The 13,804-nt window shown below is 72.8% G+C and carries 15 protein-coding genes; 8 read left to right on the forward strand and 7 right to left on the reverse strand.

Annotation, left to right across the window (positions count from 1 at the left end; translation table 11 throughout):
• Nucleotides 1-27: 27 nt before the first annotated feature.
• The 4 genes from AC3D3D_RS13525 (at nt 28) to AC3D3D_RS13540 (ending at nt 2,343) form a co-directional block, all read left to right on the forward strand.
• Entirely contained in the window at nt 28-474 is a 447-nt protein-coding gene (locus AC3D3D_RS13525) for a DNA-binding protein (protein ID WP_463662976.1), read from the forward strand.
• Nucleotides 471-1,139 (forward strand): transcriptional regulator, encoded by a 669-nt coding sequence (locus AC3D3D_RS13530; protein ID WP_463662977.1) that lies wholly within the window; start codon nt 471-473, stop codon nt 1,137-1,139. Before AC3D3D_RS13525 ends, AC3D3D_RS13530 begins: the two co-directional genes overlap by 4 nt.
• A gap of 24 nt (nt 1,140-1,163) precedes the next feature.
• Entirely contained in the window at nt 1,164-1,697 is a 534-nt protein-coding gene (locus tag AC3D3D_RS13535) for a DUF6506 family protein (protein WP_463662978.1), read from the forward strand.
• A gap of 175 nt (nt 1,698-1,872) precedes the next feature.
• On the forward strand, nt 1,873-2,343 hold the full coding sequence (locus AC3D3D_RS13540; protein ID WP_463662979.1) for a hypothetical protein: 471 nt from the start codon (nt 1,873-1,875) through the stop codon (nt 2,341-2,343).
• A 288-nt stretch (nt 2,344-2,631) separates the two neighbouring features.
• On the opposite strand, the gene AC3D3D_RS13545 is transcribed toward AC3D3D_RS13540, so the two are convergent.
• Nucleotides 2,632-4,818, reverse strand: a complete 2,187-nt coding sequence (locus AC3D3D_RS13545; RefSeq protein ID WP_463662980.1) for a PTS sugar transporter subunit IIA — start codon at nt 4,816-4,818, stop codon at nt 2,632-2,634.
• Nucleotides 4,819-5,000: 182 nt separating this feature from the next.
• Here AC3D3D_RS13545 and AC3D3D_RS13550 point away from each other — a divergent pair, with 182 nt between their 5' ends.
• From AC3D3D_RS13550 to AC3D3D_RS13560, 3 genes are read left to right on the forward strand one after another with little or no spacing between them, the layout of a single operon-like run.
• Complete coding sequence (locus AC3D3D_RS13550) at nt 5,001-6,059, forward strand: zinc-dependent dehydrogenase (protein WP_463662981.1); 1,059 nt, start codon at nt 5,001-5,003, stop codon at nt 6,057-6,059.
• Nucleotides 6,060-6,119: 60 nt separating this feature from the next.
• Nucleotides 6,120-6,887, forward strand: coding sequence for a DeoR/GlpR family DNA-binding transcription regulator (locus tag AC3D3D_RS13555; RefSeq protein ID WP_463662982.1), 768 nt, complete (start codon nt 6,120-6,122; stop codon nt 6,885-6,887).
• Nucleotides 6,884-7,855, forward strand: coding sequence for a 1-phosphofructokinase family hexose kinase (locus AC3D3D_RS13560; RefSeq protein WP_463662983.1), 972 nt, complete (start codon nt 6,884-6,886; stop codon nt 7,853-7,855). Before AC3D3D_RS13555 ends, AC3D3D_RS13560 begins: the two co-directional genes overlap by 4 nt.
• Nucleotides 7,856-7,934: 79 nt before the next feature.
• Here the strand turns inward: AC3D3D_RS13560 and fabG are convergent, their stop codons facing one another.
• Nucleotides 7,935-8,690 carry a 3-oxoacyl-ACP reductase FabG gene (fabG, locus tag AC3D3D_RS13565; protein ID WP_463662984.1) on the reverse strand — a complete coding sequence of 252 codons (756 nt, stop codon included), beginning with the start codon at nt 8,688-8,690 and terminating at the stop codon, nt 7,935-7,937.
• 106 nt (nt 8,691-8,796) lie between these two features.
• A complete protein-coding gene (locus tag AC3D3D_RS13570) occupies nt 8,797-9,522 on the reverse strand; it encodes a winged helix-turn-helix domain-containing protein (RefSeq protein ID WP_463662985.1) in 726 nt (241 codons plus the stop codon).
• 69 nt (nt 9,523-9,591) lie between these two features.
• On the opposite strand from AC3D3D_RS13570, the gene AC3D3D_RS13575 reads away from it, so the two are divergent.
• Nucleotides 9,592-10,935, forward strand: a complete 1,344-nt coding sequence (locus AC3D3D_RS13575) for an MFS transporter (protein ID WP_463662986.1) — start codon at nt 9,592-9,594, stop codon at nt 10,933-10,935.
• Between the two features lie 72 nt (nt 10,936-11,007).
• Here the strand turns inward: AC3D3D_RS13575 and AC3D3D_RS13580 are convergent, their stop codons facing one another.
• From AC3D3D_RS13580 to AC3D3D_RS13595, 4 genes are all read right to left on the reverse strand, one after another.
• Nucleotides 11,008-11,949: a hypothetical protein gene (locus AC3D3D_RS13580; protein ID WP_463662987.1), complete on the reverse strand. Its 942-nt coding sequence runs from the start codon at nt 11,947-11,949 to the stop codon at nt 11,008-11,010.
• On the reverse strand, nt 11,946-12,638 hold the full coding sequence (locus AC3D3D_RS13585) for a DUF6318 family protein (RefSeq protein ID WP_463662988.1): 693 nt from the start codon (nt 12,636-12,638) through the stop codon (nt 11,946-11,948). The genes AC3D3D_RS13580 and AC3D3D_RS13585 overlap by 4 nt, the downstream gene beginning before the upstream one ends.
• 147 nt (nt 12,639-12,785) lie before the next feature.
• Nucleotides 12,786-13,484, reverse strand: a complete 699-nt coding sequence (locus AC3D3D_RS13590) for a class I SAM-dependent methyltransferase (RefSeq protein ID WP_463662989.1) — start codon at nt 13,482-13,484, stop codon at nt 12,786-12,788.
• 96 nt (nt 13,485-13,580) lie between these two features.
• Nucleotides 13,581-13,778 (reverse strand): hypothetical protein, encoded by a 198-nt coding sequence (locus AC3D3D_RS13595; RefSeq protein ID WP_463662990.1) that lies wholly within the window; start codon nt 13,776-13,778, stop codon nt 13,581-13,583.
• Between the last annotated feature and the right edge of the window lie 26 nt (nt 13,779-13,804).

Raw genomic sequence — 13,804 nt, forward strand, 5'->3', positions numbered from 1 at the left:
ACTTTGTTGAGTATCCATGCTGAGGCTGTGCAACGCAACGACGATCGAGACCGGGCCGGCACCCTCGCCGCCGAGACGGGCCACGGGGTGCCCAGGGGGACGACGTCACCGCTGGACGGCGGCCGTGCGGCCGATGCCCGACGGCGGCTCGAGCTCCTCGACGACGTGCGCGAGCGTCCGCCGTGGCGCCCCGAGCCCGTCCCGCCGTCGGCGGTCGACCTGACGCAGCTCGCCCTCTGGTGCGCCGGGCGCGCGGCGGAGACCGACCCGGTCGGCGAGGACGCGCTGGACGGCCTCGCGCTGGTCGCGGCCGCGCACGAGGAGGTCGACAGCCTCGAGGCTGCCCTCGTCCTCTCGGCGCGCGCCGCCGGGCACACCTGGTCCCGGATCGCCGACGCCATGGGGTTCAACTCGCCGCAGGCCTGCCAGCAGCACGTCCAGCGGCTCGCGCGGCGCCGGGGCAGGGACGCGTGACGGGGCAGCGGGTGGTCGGGCTGCGCCTCCTGCACGCCGTGCGGCTCGCCGGGTACGCCCCGGCCGACGACGTCGCCTCGCGAGCCGGCCTCGGTCCAGCCGAGGCCGAGGGGCTGCTGCTGGATGCCGAGGCCCGCGGGTGGGTGCAGCAGGCCGCCTTCGCCGGCAGTGCGGGATGGTCGCTCACCGTCGCCGGACGGGTCGAGGGCGAGCGTCTGCTGGCCGCCGAGCTGGATGGCGCCGGGGGTATGGAGCCGGTCCGCGCCGCCTACCGGGACTTCCTCCCGATCAACGCCCGAGTCCAGCGGGCCGCGACCCACTGGCAGCTCCGCCCCTTGCCCGGCGACCGGCTCGCCGTCAACGACCATGCGGACGCCGACTGGGACGCCGCGGTCGTGGACGAGCTCGCGGCGGCCGGCGACGACCTCGCCCCGCTCCTCTCGCGGCTCGAGAACGTCCTCGACCGGTTCGGCGGCTACCGCGAGCGCTACGCCGCCGCGCTCGTGCGCGTCCGCGCCGGCGAGGGCGCGTGGGTGGACCGCACGGACGTCGACTCCTGCCACCGCGTGATCTTCGAGCTGCACGAGGACCTCATCGCCACCCTGGGGATCGACCGCGGCGACGAGCTGTCGACCTCGCGCGTCGGGCCGCGCTGGAACACATAGGCCCGGCGCCCTGTTGTCCCCGGCATGGAACCCACCGCTGTGCTGTACGAGGGGACGCCCGGCGAGCGCCTGCGTTCCACGACGCTCGTGGTCGTCGGCGCGGAAGGACAGCATGTCGTGGCCGAGGCCGTGCGGCTGGCCGGGGAGGGGTGGTCGCGTCTGGAGCTGTGCGGCGGCATGTCGGTCGACGTGGCGGCCGAGGTCCGCGACGCCGTCGCCGCCGCCCACCCGGGAACGATCCGGATCGGGCTCAACCGGTACGGCTTCGAGTCTCTCGCGCAGATCGCGGACTTCGCCGCCGCGTTCGAACGGGGCGAGGTCAGGCCGCAGGCCTTCCTGGTGCCGGCCATGGGCGGCGTCACGCGCATCGAGCATGCCGACGTGACGATCATCCCCGTCGCCTCGACCGACGAGACGGAGGCCCGCGCCGCCGAGCTCGCGCGTGCCGGCGCCGGGATGGTCGAGCTGTACGGCGGGTTGGGGACCTTGCACGCCGCCGCCGTCCGGCGCGGCTCGGGCGGGCGCATCCCCGTCGGGTTCGTCGGCTACGACAACTGAGGCGGGGCGCGCGACGCGTGCTCGGCTGTGGCGCGTCCTCCGGCCTGGTCGGCCCGATGGCGCGCGCGTAGGATCGATCTCCCGGCCCGAGGCGGACGGGACATGGCCTGCTCGCCGGACCGGGGAGCCCGCGAGTGCCGCGCGGCACCCGCGGGGACGGACGGAGGTGTCGGCCATGAACGTCGAGACACCGGGCGCGAACCCGGGCCACGGACCGGAGGGCGGCTCGGGAGGCGCGCCCGACTACGATCCGCACCGCACGCCGGCTCCGGCACGGGCGGGGGACGTCTCGCGCGAGCAGGACCACCGGCAGGTCCGGGCCGCCGGCGCCCGGGCGGGGGAACGGAACCGATACTGGGCGATCGCCGTCGTCCTGGCGCTGGCGGTCTCGGCCGCCTACTTCGGCTTCACCTGGGCCGACGTCGACGCCCGGGACCAGGGGGCGTCTCAGCAGGTTGCCCAGGACGCCGGACTGGTGATCGGCGGCGCCGCCTTCCTCGCGGTGCTCGCCGTCGGTGTGCTGACGGTGGTCCTCGTCGCCCGGCTCAGGCGGAAGGTGGTGCTGCCCGTGGCCGTCGGTGCCGTCGTCCTGCTCGCCGCGGCCGCCGTCCTCTTCTTCTGGGTGCATCCCGCCGTCGTCGGGTAGCGCGGGCGGGTGCGGGGCTCGCTCCCGCCCAGCCCTTGCGCCGCGCCCAGCAGCCCGCTTTGCGCCGCGCCCAGGCCTCCTTGCGCCCGGCGCGCCCCCACGTCTCAACGGGTTGAGCGTCCTTTCAACCGACAGTGTCGGTTGACTGGTGACATTGGCGGTTGACACGTCGGAGGCAGGGCCGCGGGAGGCGGCGGGAGTGACCGGCCGAGCCGCCGTCGGAGTGACCGGCCGAGCCGCCGTCGGAGTGACCGGGAGGGCGGCCCGGCGCGAGCGTAGGGGCACCGCTCAGGCGCGGACGACGCCGAGGACGCCCAGCACCTCCTCGGGCGTGGTCGCCGCGCGCAGGCGGTTGACCTCCGCCTCGTCGAGGAACACCGTCGACAGCTGGGAGAGGACCTGCAGGTGGTCGTCGCCCGTGCCGGCGATCCCGACGACGAACTCCGTGCGCTTCCCGCCCCAGTCCACGCCGTCGGCGTAGCGGACGAAGGACATCGTCGTCGCCCCGACCAGCGCCTTCGCCTCGTCCGTGCCGTGCGGGATCGACAGCCCGTTGCCCACGTGCGTGGACACCGACGCCTCCCGCTCGTGCATGGCGTCGACGTAGGTCTGCGGCACCGAGCCGGTGGCGACGAGCAGGGCGCCCGCCTCGTCGATGGCCTCGTCGCGGGTGCGGGCCGTCCCGTCCAGGACGATCGAGGTCGGGGCGAGGAGGGGGCGGGGCTCGATCGCCGTGGCTGCCTCGGGCTCGCTCCCGGCCCCCGACGCCGATGCCGCCCCGGGTGCGCCGTCCTCGGCCGGGGCCGCAGCGCCCATGAGCGGAGCCCCGACGCCTGATGCGCTGCCCCCGCCGCCCGACGCGCCGCCCGACGCGCCGCCCGACGCGCCGCCCGACGCGCCGCCCGACGCGCCGCCTGACGCGCCGCCTCCGGCCGCGCCGCCCTCGTCACCGGCGGAGCGCTCCTGAAGCATCGCGACGATGTCGTCGTAGCGGGGGCTGGCCATGAAGTCGTCGACGGAGACGTGGACCGCGGACGGCGTGCGCTGCCGGGCCCGCGCGGTGAGGTCCTGGTGGGTGACGACGAGGTCGACGTCGTCGCTGAGGGCGGAGATGGCCCGGTTGACGACCTCGACGTCGTCGAAGCCGGCGCCGCGGACCTTGCGCCGCAGCACCGAGGCGCCCATCGCGGAGGAGCCCATGCCGGCGTCGCAGGCGAAGGCGATGGTGCGGATCGGGCCGACGGTGCCCCCGGTGCCCGCCAGCGCCGAGGAGGCGATCGAGCTGCGGCCCTTCATCGACTCCATGGTGGCGGTGGCCCCGGCGAGATCGCCGTCGATCTGCTTGCCCGTGCGCAGCAGCGCGCCGGCCACGACGAAGGTGACCACGGCGGACAGGACCACCGAGAGCGTGACGCCCAGCAGGGACCCCGCGGGGGACTGGAGCAGGACGGCGATGATCGATCCCGGCGCGGCCGGTGCCCGCAGGCCGGAGTCGAGGAGGAGGTTGGTGGCGACGCCGGTCATCCCGCCGGCGATCATCGCCACGATGAGCACGGGCTTCATCAGCACGTAGGGGAAGTAGATCTCGTGGATGCCGCCGACGAACTGGATGAGCGCGGCGCCCGGCGCGGACGCCTTGGCCAGGCCGGTGCCGAAGACCATGAAGGCGAGCAGCAGGCCCAGGCCCGGACCGGGGTTGGCCTCGATGAGGAAGAGGATGGACTGGCCGTCGGCGGCGGCCTCGCTCGTGCCGAGCGGCGTGAAGACGCCGTGGTTGATCGCGTTGTTGAGGAAGAGCACCTTGGCCGGCTCGACGAGGATCGAGGTCAGCGGCAGCACGCTGTTCTCGACGAGGACGTCGACCACGCGCTCGGCCGCGGAGGAGAAGGCGGAGACGAAGGGGCCGGCGGCGACGAAGCCGACGATCGCCAGGAGCATGCCCCAGATGCCGGCCGCGAAGTTGTTGACGAGCATCTCGAAGCCGGGCCGGATGCGGTCCGCCCACAGCGCGTCGAGCTTCTTCATCGACCAGCCGCCCAGCGGCCCCATGACCATGGCGCCGAGGAACATCGGGACGTCGGCGCCGGTGATCGCGCCCATCGTGGCGATGGCCCCGACGACGCCGCCGCGGACGTTGTCGCCGTACATCATCCGGCCGCCGGTGTAGCCGATGAGGATGGGCAGCAGGTAGGTGATCGTCGGGCCGACGATGCCGCCGCCCTCCGCGCCGGCGCCCCACCCGCCCAGGTGCTCGACGAACCCGTAGCCGCCCTCGTAGCCGAAGACGCGGCCGCCGACGAGCGTGACCCAGCCGGCCTCGATGAACAGGGCGGTGATGAGGCCCCATGCGATGAAGGCGCCGATGTTGGGCATCACCATGTTCGACAGCGCGGTGCCGAACTTCTGCACGCCGACGCGCAGGCCGCCGCGGGCCGCGCCCTCCTCGGGTGCCCTGGTGCCGACGGATGCGGACATGTCTCCTCCTCGAGATCGGCGCCCGCGGACCTGCCGGACGCTCTGCCACGCGACAGACCCCATGAAACCACACGAACCAGACCAAAGCCAAGTAGATAAAGATGGATATGTGTCCGTTCGTGTGGATACAGTGGGGTCCTGGCGCCCGAACCGGCGTCCGGACCATCGACCCTGGAGGACCGATGAAGGCCCTGCGCTTCTACGCACCCGAGGACGTCCGGCTGGAGGAGCGTCCCGAACCCTCCTGCGGGCCGGACGAGGTGAAGATCCGCGTGCGCGCCTGCTCCACGTGCGGCACGGACGTGAAGATCTTCCACAACGGCCACCAGAACCTCACGCCGCCGCGGACCATCGGTCACGAGATCGCCGGCGAGGTGGTCGAGGTCGGGGCCGACGTCGCCGCCACCTACGGGACGGACTGGCAGGTGGGGGACCGGGTGCAGGTCATCGCCGCGGTGCCGTGCGGCGACTGCCACGAGTGCCGCCGCGGCTGGATGGCGGTGTGCCAGAACCAGACGTCGATGGGCTACCAATACGATGGCGGGTTCGCCGAGTACATGGTCGTCCCGCGCCAGGTCCTCGCCGTCGACGGCCTCAACCGCATACCCGACGGCGTCGGCTTCGACGAGGCCTCCGCCGCCGAGCCGCTCGCGTGCGCGATCAACGCCCAGGAGCTGCTCGGCATCGAGCCCGGCGACGTGGTCGTCGTCTTCGGCGCCGGCCCGATCGGCTGCATGCACATCCGCGTGGCACGCGGAGTCCACGGTGCCGGCGCCGTCCACCTCGTCGACGTCAACGCCGAGCGCCTGGCGATGTCCGCGGCGGTCGCCCGGCCCGACGAGACGATCGACGGTTCCCAGGTCGACGTCGTCGAGCGCGTGCTCGAGCTGACCGGGGGGCGCGGCGCCGACGTCGTCATCACCGCCACCGCCGCGAAGGTCGCCCAGGAGCAGGCCGTCGCGATGGCCGCCCGCAACGGGCGCATCTCCTTCTTCGGCGGCCTGCCCAAGAACGACCCGGTCATCGCGCTGGACTCCAACGTCGTGCACTACCGCCAGCTGCACATCCACGGCGCCAACGGCTCCGCGCCCGAGCACAACCGGCAGGCGCTGGAACACATCGCCGCCGGCCGGGTGCCGGTCAGGGACCTCATCACCCACCACGTCCCGCTCGCCGAGGCGCTGAGCGCCTTCGACATCGTGCGCTCGGGCGCCGGTATCAAGGTCACCGTCGAGCCCTGAGGCGGCCGTCCGCCTAGCATCGAACAGGTCCGCCCGGCACCGGGCGCGGGGAGGAGCAGCGTGTACGCAGAGGAACGGCAGCAGGCCGCGGCGCGGCTCGTCCTCGCCCGCGGCCGGGTCTCCGTGGCCGAGCTCGCCGAGGAGTTCGACGTCACCGGGGAGACCGTGCGCCGCGACCTCAGCGTGCTCGAGCGGATGCGCCTGGTCCGGCGCGTGCACGGCGGCGCGGTCCCTGTCGCCTCCCTGTCCGCCATCGAGTCCGGCCTCGACGAGCGCGACGCCACCCGCGCTGCGGAGAAGGAGCGCATCGCCCTGGCGGCCCTGGCCTACCTCCCCGAGCCCGGCGGCACCGTGGCCCTCGACGCCGGCACCACCACCGGGCGCCTCGTCCACCTCGTGCCCGCGGACTCCCGGTTCGTCGCCTTCACCCACGCCGTGCCGATCGCGGCGGGACTGGCCCACCTCGCCGACGTCGACGTGCACCTCCTGCCGGGCCGTGTGCGCCGCACGACCCAGGCCGCCGTCGGCTCCGCGACCACCGACGCGCTCGAGCAGGTCCGCGTCGACGTCGCCTTCCTCGGCACCAACGGCCTCAGCGTCGAGCACGGGCTCTCCACCCCCGACCCGGGGGAGGGGGCCGTCAAGGCGGCGCTCGTGCGCAGCGCGCGCCGCGTCGTCGTGCTCGCCGACTCGACCAAGTTCGGCCGCGACACGACGATGAGCTTCGCGGACCTCGCCGACGTCGACGTCGTGGTCACCGATTCCGAGGACCTGCCGGTGCCGCGCGCGACCCTGGCCGAGCACGGGATCGAGCTCGTGGTCGCATGATCGTCACCCTCACGACGAACCCGTCGACCGACCGCACGGTGGTGCTCGGCGGCGCCCTGCGGCGCGGGGAGGTCGTGCGTTCGACCGGCTCCGCCGCGCAGGCCGGCGGCAAGGGCGTCAACATCTCGCGGGCCGCGGTCAAGGCCGGCGTCCCCACGGTCGCCGTCGTGCCCGCCCCGCCCGAGGGCCCCTTCGTCGCGGAGCTGCGCGCCGCCGGCATCGACTGCCGGCCCCGGGGACCCGCGGGGCCCGTCCGGGAGAACCTGACGATCACCGAGCCCGACGGTACGACGACGAAGATCAACCACCCCGGGCCCGAGGCCGACGCGCGGCTGCTCGCGTCCCTGGCCGACGCCGTCGTCGACCTCGCCGCGGGTGCGGACTGGGTGGTGCTCGCGGGCTCGCTGCCGCCCGGGGCGCCCGAGAGCTGGTACGCCGACCTCGTCGCCGCCCTGCGCGGGGGCCCGGCCCAGGTGGCCGTGGACACGAGCGGCGCCCCGCTCGCCGCGCTCGCCGCTGCCCTGCCGGGCGCCGCGCCCGACCTCATGAAGCCCAACGGCGAGGAGCTCGCCAGCCTCACCGGCGCCGAGCCCGACCTGCTCGAGCGGGACCGGGACGCGGCGGCGCGGGCGGCGACCGACCTCGTCGAGCGCGGGGTGGGGGCGGTGCTCGTCACGCTCGGCGCCGGGGGAGCGGTGCTGGCCACCGCTGACGGCGCCTGGCACGCCCCGAGCCCGCCCGTGGCCGTGCTCAGCACGGTCGGTGCCGGGGACTCCAGCCTCTTCGGTTACCTGCTGGCCGAGCGCCGTGGCGGCGGGCCCGCCGAACGGCTCGCCTCCGCGGTCGCCTACGGCAGCGCCGCCGCCGCGCTGCCGGGCACCACCGTCCCCGAGCCCGACGGCGTCGACGTCGGTGCCGTGACGGTGGAGCGGCTCGATCGTGGGCGGACGCCGGCGGCCAGCGACTGACCGTGGGCGCCTGACCGTGGCGGCCGGGTCGGACGCCGGCGGCCGACCCAGGGCCGCCGGACATGCCGGAGCCGCCGGGTCAGAGGATGGCGTCGGGCTCCTCGGGCAGGATCTGCCCGCCGTCGACGATGATCGTCTGGCCGGTGACGTAGGCGGCCTCGTCGGAGGCGAGGAAGACGGCGGCGGCGCCGATGTCCTTCGGGTCGCCGAGGCGCTTCATCGGGATCGACTTCGACATCGCCGCGAGGTACTCCTCGCCCTGCGCCTCGAGCCCCGCGGAGAGCACGTTGCCCGGCAGGACGGCGTTGACCGTCACGCCGTCCTTGGCGTACTCCAGGGCGGCGCTGCGCATGTAGCCCTGCTGGCCCGCCTTGCTCGCGCCGTAGTGGGCCCATCCCGGGTAGCCGGTGACGGAACCGGTGATCGAGGAGGTGATGACGACGCGGCCGCCACCCTGCTTCCGCATCTGGGCGAGCGCCGGCTGCGTGACGAGGAAGGTGCCCTTGAGGTTGACGGAGTGCATCTGGTCCCACTGCTCCTCGGTCATCTCCGCGATCGGGGCCTGCGGGAAGATGCCCGTGTTGGAGCACAGGATGTCGAGGCGACCGTGCCGCTCGACGACCGTGCGGATGAGCTCGGCGCACTGGGCGCCGTCGGTGACGTCGCAGTGCTCGGACTCCGCGCCGATCTCGGCCGCCGTGGCGGTGGCGCGCTCGTCGTCGATGTCGGCGATGACGACGGTGGCCCCGGCCTCGACGAGGCGGGCAGCGATGCCGCGACCGATGCCGTTCGCTCCGCCGGTGACGACCGCGATCTTGCCGCTGAGGGAGAACATGGGACTCCGATCCTGGTGGGTGACGGTGGTCCCCTCCGACGCTAGCCGCAGCGCGCACGGCGGGGGCAGGACCTCGGTCCGCGGTGGCGGGCGGACCGAGGCGCGCTCACTCCTCGGCGAGCGGGAAGATGTCGAAGTAGACGCGGACGCGTCGCTCCTCGGCCGCTCCGGCCTCCTGAGCCTCACCTTCCAGCAGGTCGGGCGACCTGGCAGCCCCCGATGTCGGCTGACCGGTCGCTCCGGGTGCTGAACCGTCGGCGGCCGCCCCTGCCTCCCGCGCGGCGGTGCGACGTTCGTCGGCCGCTGTCGTGTGCTCGTGGATGAGCGTCATCACCGCGTCCTTGAGGGCCTCGACCTCGTCCCGGCTCATCGTGGCGGTGCTGCGGGACGTCACGCTCGCCGACACCCACGCGGGGTCCTCGTCCTCGGAGCGGCGCATCCAGTCTGCGACGGTGCGGGTGCGGTCCTGGGCGGTGTGGGCCAGGGCGAGCTCGAGCGCGGGGCGGTAGCGGGAGTCCTTGGCCAGGTCGAGCCCGTCGATGCGGAAGCCGAGCGACTTCCACCAGCGCTCTCGCCCGGTCCCGCGGCCGGGGTCCTCCGCCACGAACCCGTGCCGCTCGAGCTGGCGCAGGTGGTAGCTGGTCTGCCCGGTGCTCTCGCCCGTGTGCTTGGCGAGCATCGTCGCCGTGGCCGCCTCGTGGTCGTTGAGGTAGTCGTACATCGCCATCCGCAGCGGGTGGGCGAAGGCCTTCATGGCGGCCGGGCCGATGGCGGGGGCGAGGTAGTCGGATTCGGGGTCGGGAGATCCCGCCGAGGGGTTGCGCGTCGACATGATGCAGAGATACCTTTGCAGAGTTCTATTTGCAGACGATCTTCTGTCACAGCCTAGAGGAGAGACGCCATGTCGACGCAGGACGCACCGCCCACCACCGTCGACGCCGATCAGGCGTCGACCCCCGCTGAGCCGGCTACCGCGCCGGTTCCGTCGCGCAGCGAGCCGCCGGCAGCCCGCGAGCCGCTCGGCCGCCCGTTCGGCGTCCACCTCACCGGTGTGGGGCTGGCCAACCTCGGCGACGGCATCATCCTCGTCGGGGTCCCGCTCGTGGCGGTCACGCTCACGCGCTCGCCCGGTCAGATCTCGCTCATCCAGGTCGCCTTCTGGCTGCCGTGGCTCCTGCTGGGGGTGCTGGCAGGGGTCGTCGTCGACCGCGCGGACCGTCGGCACGTCCAGCTCGCGGGTATGGCCGTCCGGGTCGTCGTCATGGCCTCGACGACGGTGCTCGCCGCCACGGACAACCTGACCATGCCGGTGCTCATCGCCGCGGTCGGCCTCTACGGCGTCACGCAGGTCCTCGTCGACCTGGCGGGCTCGTCGATCGTCCCCCAGCTCGTGCCGCGTTCACGGCTCTCGGCCGCCAACGGACGGGTGATGGGGATGGAGCATGCCGGCACCAACTTTCTCGGTGCGCCGGTCGCCGGCGCCCTCCTCGTGCTCGGCAGCGGCTGGATCTTCGGCGTGCCGGCCGTCCTGGGCGTGGCGTTCCTGCTCGTCGTCGGGCTCGGCATGCGGGGGAGCTACCGGTCGGAGCGCTCCGAGCCTGCGGGCTCGCGCCTGCAGGAGGTCGTCGAGGGCATGCGCCTGCAGGTGCGCCACCGGGTCCTGCGTCCCCTCCTGGTTGCCCAGTCGCTGCTCAACTTCGCGAACACCGCGTACTTCGCCGTCATCGTGCTGTGGGTCGTGGGGGAGGAGTCCCGAGTGGGGATGGCGCCCGAGCACTACGCGCTGATGGGGGTGTTCCTCGCCGCCGGGGCGCTCGTCGGGGCGGTGCTCGCCGAGAAGCTCCTCGCGATGGTTCCGGAGGTGCCGCTGCTGGTGGCGAGCTGGACGATCTGCTTCGGCCTGCTCACCGTCCCGGTCCTTGTCCCCGAGCCCTGGGCGATCGGGGCTGCGCTGACGTTCGTGGGCATGTTCAACATGGTGGGCAATGTGCTCACCCGGACGCTGCGCCAGCGACTCGTGCCGGTGGAGAAGCTGGGCCGGGTCGGCGGTGCCGGCGGGATGATCGGCTACGGGCTCATGCCGCTCGGGGCGCTCGTCGGTGGCGTGGTCGGCGAGGTCTGGGGGCTCCCCGCGGTCTTCCTCGGCGCCGTCGCGCTGTCCCTGCTGACCATCGCCTATGTCGCCTCACAGATCAGCACGCGCCTGGTGCGCGAGCACGAGCTGCCCGAGACGCCGGCCGGCTGACCGGGTGCGGTGCGGCGCGCGGTGATGGCAGGTCATGCCGCGGCGGTGCGATGTCGTGGCATGGGCGCCCTCTTAGCAGCGGTTGCCAATGGCGCATTCCGGGACGAGGCGGACGACGCGTTCGCGGACCTCGAAAGACTCGGTGCTTGTGGTGATGGGGATCGTGCCGTCGATGGGTTGCCAGCCGGTCAGGCCGATGACCATGTACTCCGCGACCCACTCGGTCGTCAGCTCGACATGGATGGAGTGGTGCCCGTCCGGGTAGGGGTAGGACACGGTGTGGTCCGGGTACGGCGCACCAGCGTCGGTGCCGCTGGAGAACGGGCCCGACCCGTCCATCGGGTCCCAGACAAACTCCACCGGCTCGTAGCGGACCTGGACCTCGAAGCCGAGCAGCTCGGTGGTCACGGTGTGTGCCTCGGCCGTGGTCCACAGAAGGACCGGCATGTTCGCCAGCTGCCACATGCCGTCCGTCTTCGCCTCCCCGGTGTTCACCAGGAGCCGGGCTGCCTCGGAACGGGACAGCGAGACTTCGACCGGCTCCGCGTCCTCGGCGACCACGACGACCGGCGGTTCGCCCGGCTCAGCCGGGGCGGGGCTGCCCAGGCAGTAGTAGCCGTCATCGAGAGCCAGCGGCGCTCCCGGCCGACCCGCGCCGGCACGACTCGGCGCCGCACACCCTTCGGTGGTGCGAATGACGGTGTCGCCCATCCAGAACGCCAGCATGTCCGGAGTCAACGAGTAGACGAAGGGGGAATACCCGACCGAAAAGCCGATGGCGGCCGTAGTCGGCGGGCTCGACTGGGGATTGTCGCCGACTCCTGAGGCGTCGCTGTTCGGATCGTCGGGGAAGTTCTCCAGGTCAACAATCGCGGCGGGGCCGTCAATATCCGCCGCGCATTCCCAATCGAGGACTGTTTCGCACCCACCTCCTGCTGGAGATGACACAAGTGGTTGCGAGGCGAGCAGCAACGATGCTGCGACGACGAACATCGCGCCCTGGGGTGCGCTCACGACGAAGACGCTTCCTCTTCGAGCTCTCCTGGAATGACCTGCCGGATGCGCCACGAGTCGTCGTCCCGAACGATGACCAATCGAAACGTGAACGGATTGTCTGGCGCCTCCTGCAGCACATTGCCATCAGCGTCCACTAGAGCGCGCGCGGCCTGAGTTCCATCGAGACGGACAAACCAGTCTGTGCTCGCATTGTCGTCGATGTTCACTGCGGCATGGTCAACGGTATAAGCGGACTGGTCGACGTACTCGCCGTCTCTCGCAGATCGGGCGTACAACTCGATTCTTTCCGCACAGACAATGCACTCGTCCATCGAGATGTCGTCGATTCCATCCGACAGTCCGGTCTCGTCCGCGTGGGCCAGGAGCGCCAGGTAGTACTCAGCCGCAGCGATCGCGCCGGCCTCGCCGTCGTCGTCCATCTCGGGCGGCGGCTCCGGTGCCGGCCGCGAACGACGCTCGAGCTCCCACTCGGTCCACTCGATGTCCTCGGTCGAGAGCTCACCATCCGACGGTGTCTCGCCCGACTCGGACTCACCACCAGAGGAGGAGGCCTCCGAACCGGACTCACCGCCGTCGTCGACGTCCGAGGGCCCCACCAGCACCGGCGGCGTCTGCGACGACGCTTCCTCGTCCCCACCGCCGCACGCGCCGAGTGCCATCATCGCCGCCAGCGCGAATGCAGCCACCGCCCGAGGACGGCTCCCCCCAGGTCGCCTCATGCCCATGACAGTAGCGAGCCGACCACAGGCGCACACGCGCTTCACCAGATCTGTGGACAGACGAGCCGTTCACAGGTCCGCCGCAACCGCGAGCGGCAGCGGGCCCCGGACCGCTCAGCGCCGGCGCAGCAGGAGCACGCCGTCGAGCAGGGTGGCTTCCTCGCCGTCGGGCGATGTCGCGACGCGCTCGCGCGTCTCGACGAGGACCGTTTCCCACTCGTCGGCGGGAAGGTCGAGGGCGGCGAGCTCCTCGGCGGGCGTGGGCATGTCGTGCAGATGACCCTCGCCGGCCCACGGCGGGGGAGCGGCGTGCGTGACCAGAAGCAGGTACCCGCCCGCGGCGACATGGCCTGCCGCCCGGCGCAGGATCGCCAGCCGCTCCAGCGCCACGTCCGAGTGGAAGAAACTCGCGGTGACGAGGTCGTAGGCGGCGCCGTCGAGGTCCCAGGAGGTCAGATCCGTGGCGATGAGGCGCAGCTCGTCCTCGTCGAGCCCGAACTGCGCGGCGGCCGCCCGCCCACGACCGACGGCGACCGCCGAGATGTCCACGCCGGTCGTGCGCCAGCCGTTCCGGGCCAACCAGATCGCGTCGGCCCCCTCGCCGCAGCCCAGGTCGAGGGCGCGTCCGCCCGGGAGGTCGGCCGCGACGTCGATGGTCGTCGCGTTGGGGTTCCCGGACCACATCCGCTCCGACTCCCCGTAACGGCCGTCCCAGTAGGTCGTCGGGTCGGCGTCGGCGTCGGCACGGTGGTGCCCCTCGTGCGCGGGCTCGTCGTGCTCGTGCGCGTCGGGGCTGTGGTGTGCGTGGGGCATGCTGCGACAGTACCGACGGCGTCCCGCGGTCCGCTTGAGAGGGAGGCCGCTCATGCGACAGGCCGGGGTCTGCTCACTCGTCGGGCAGGCGACCGCTCACTCGTCGGAAGAAGAGGACGACGACGAGGAGAGGGCGCGTCGGAGCAGGATGTAGATGACGAGGGCGACGGCCGCGACGACGACGATCCGCCCGACGAAGGCGATGGCCTGGAAGATGAAGCCCACCAGCCACCAGGCCACGACGACGGCACCGATGATGATGAGCACCGTCGCGAGCGTGCTTCGTCCCTGCATGTCCTCAGTCTCTCACCCGGGGTCGG

It is taken from the genome of Georgenia sp. X1117 (genome assembly GCF_057784635.1).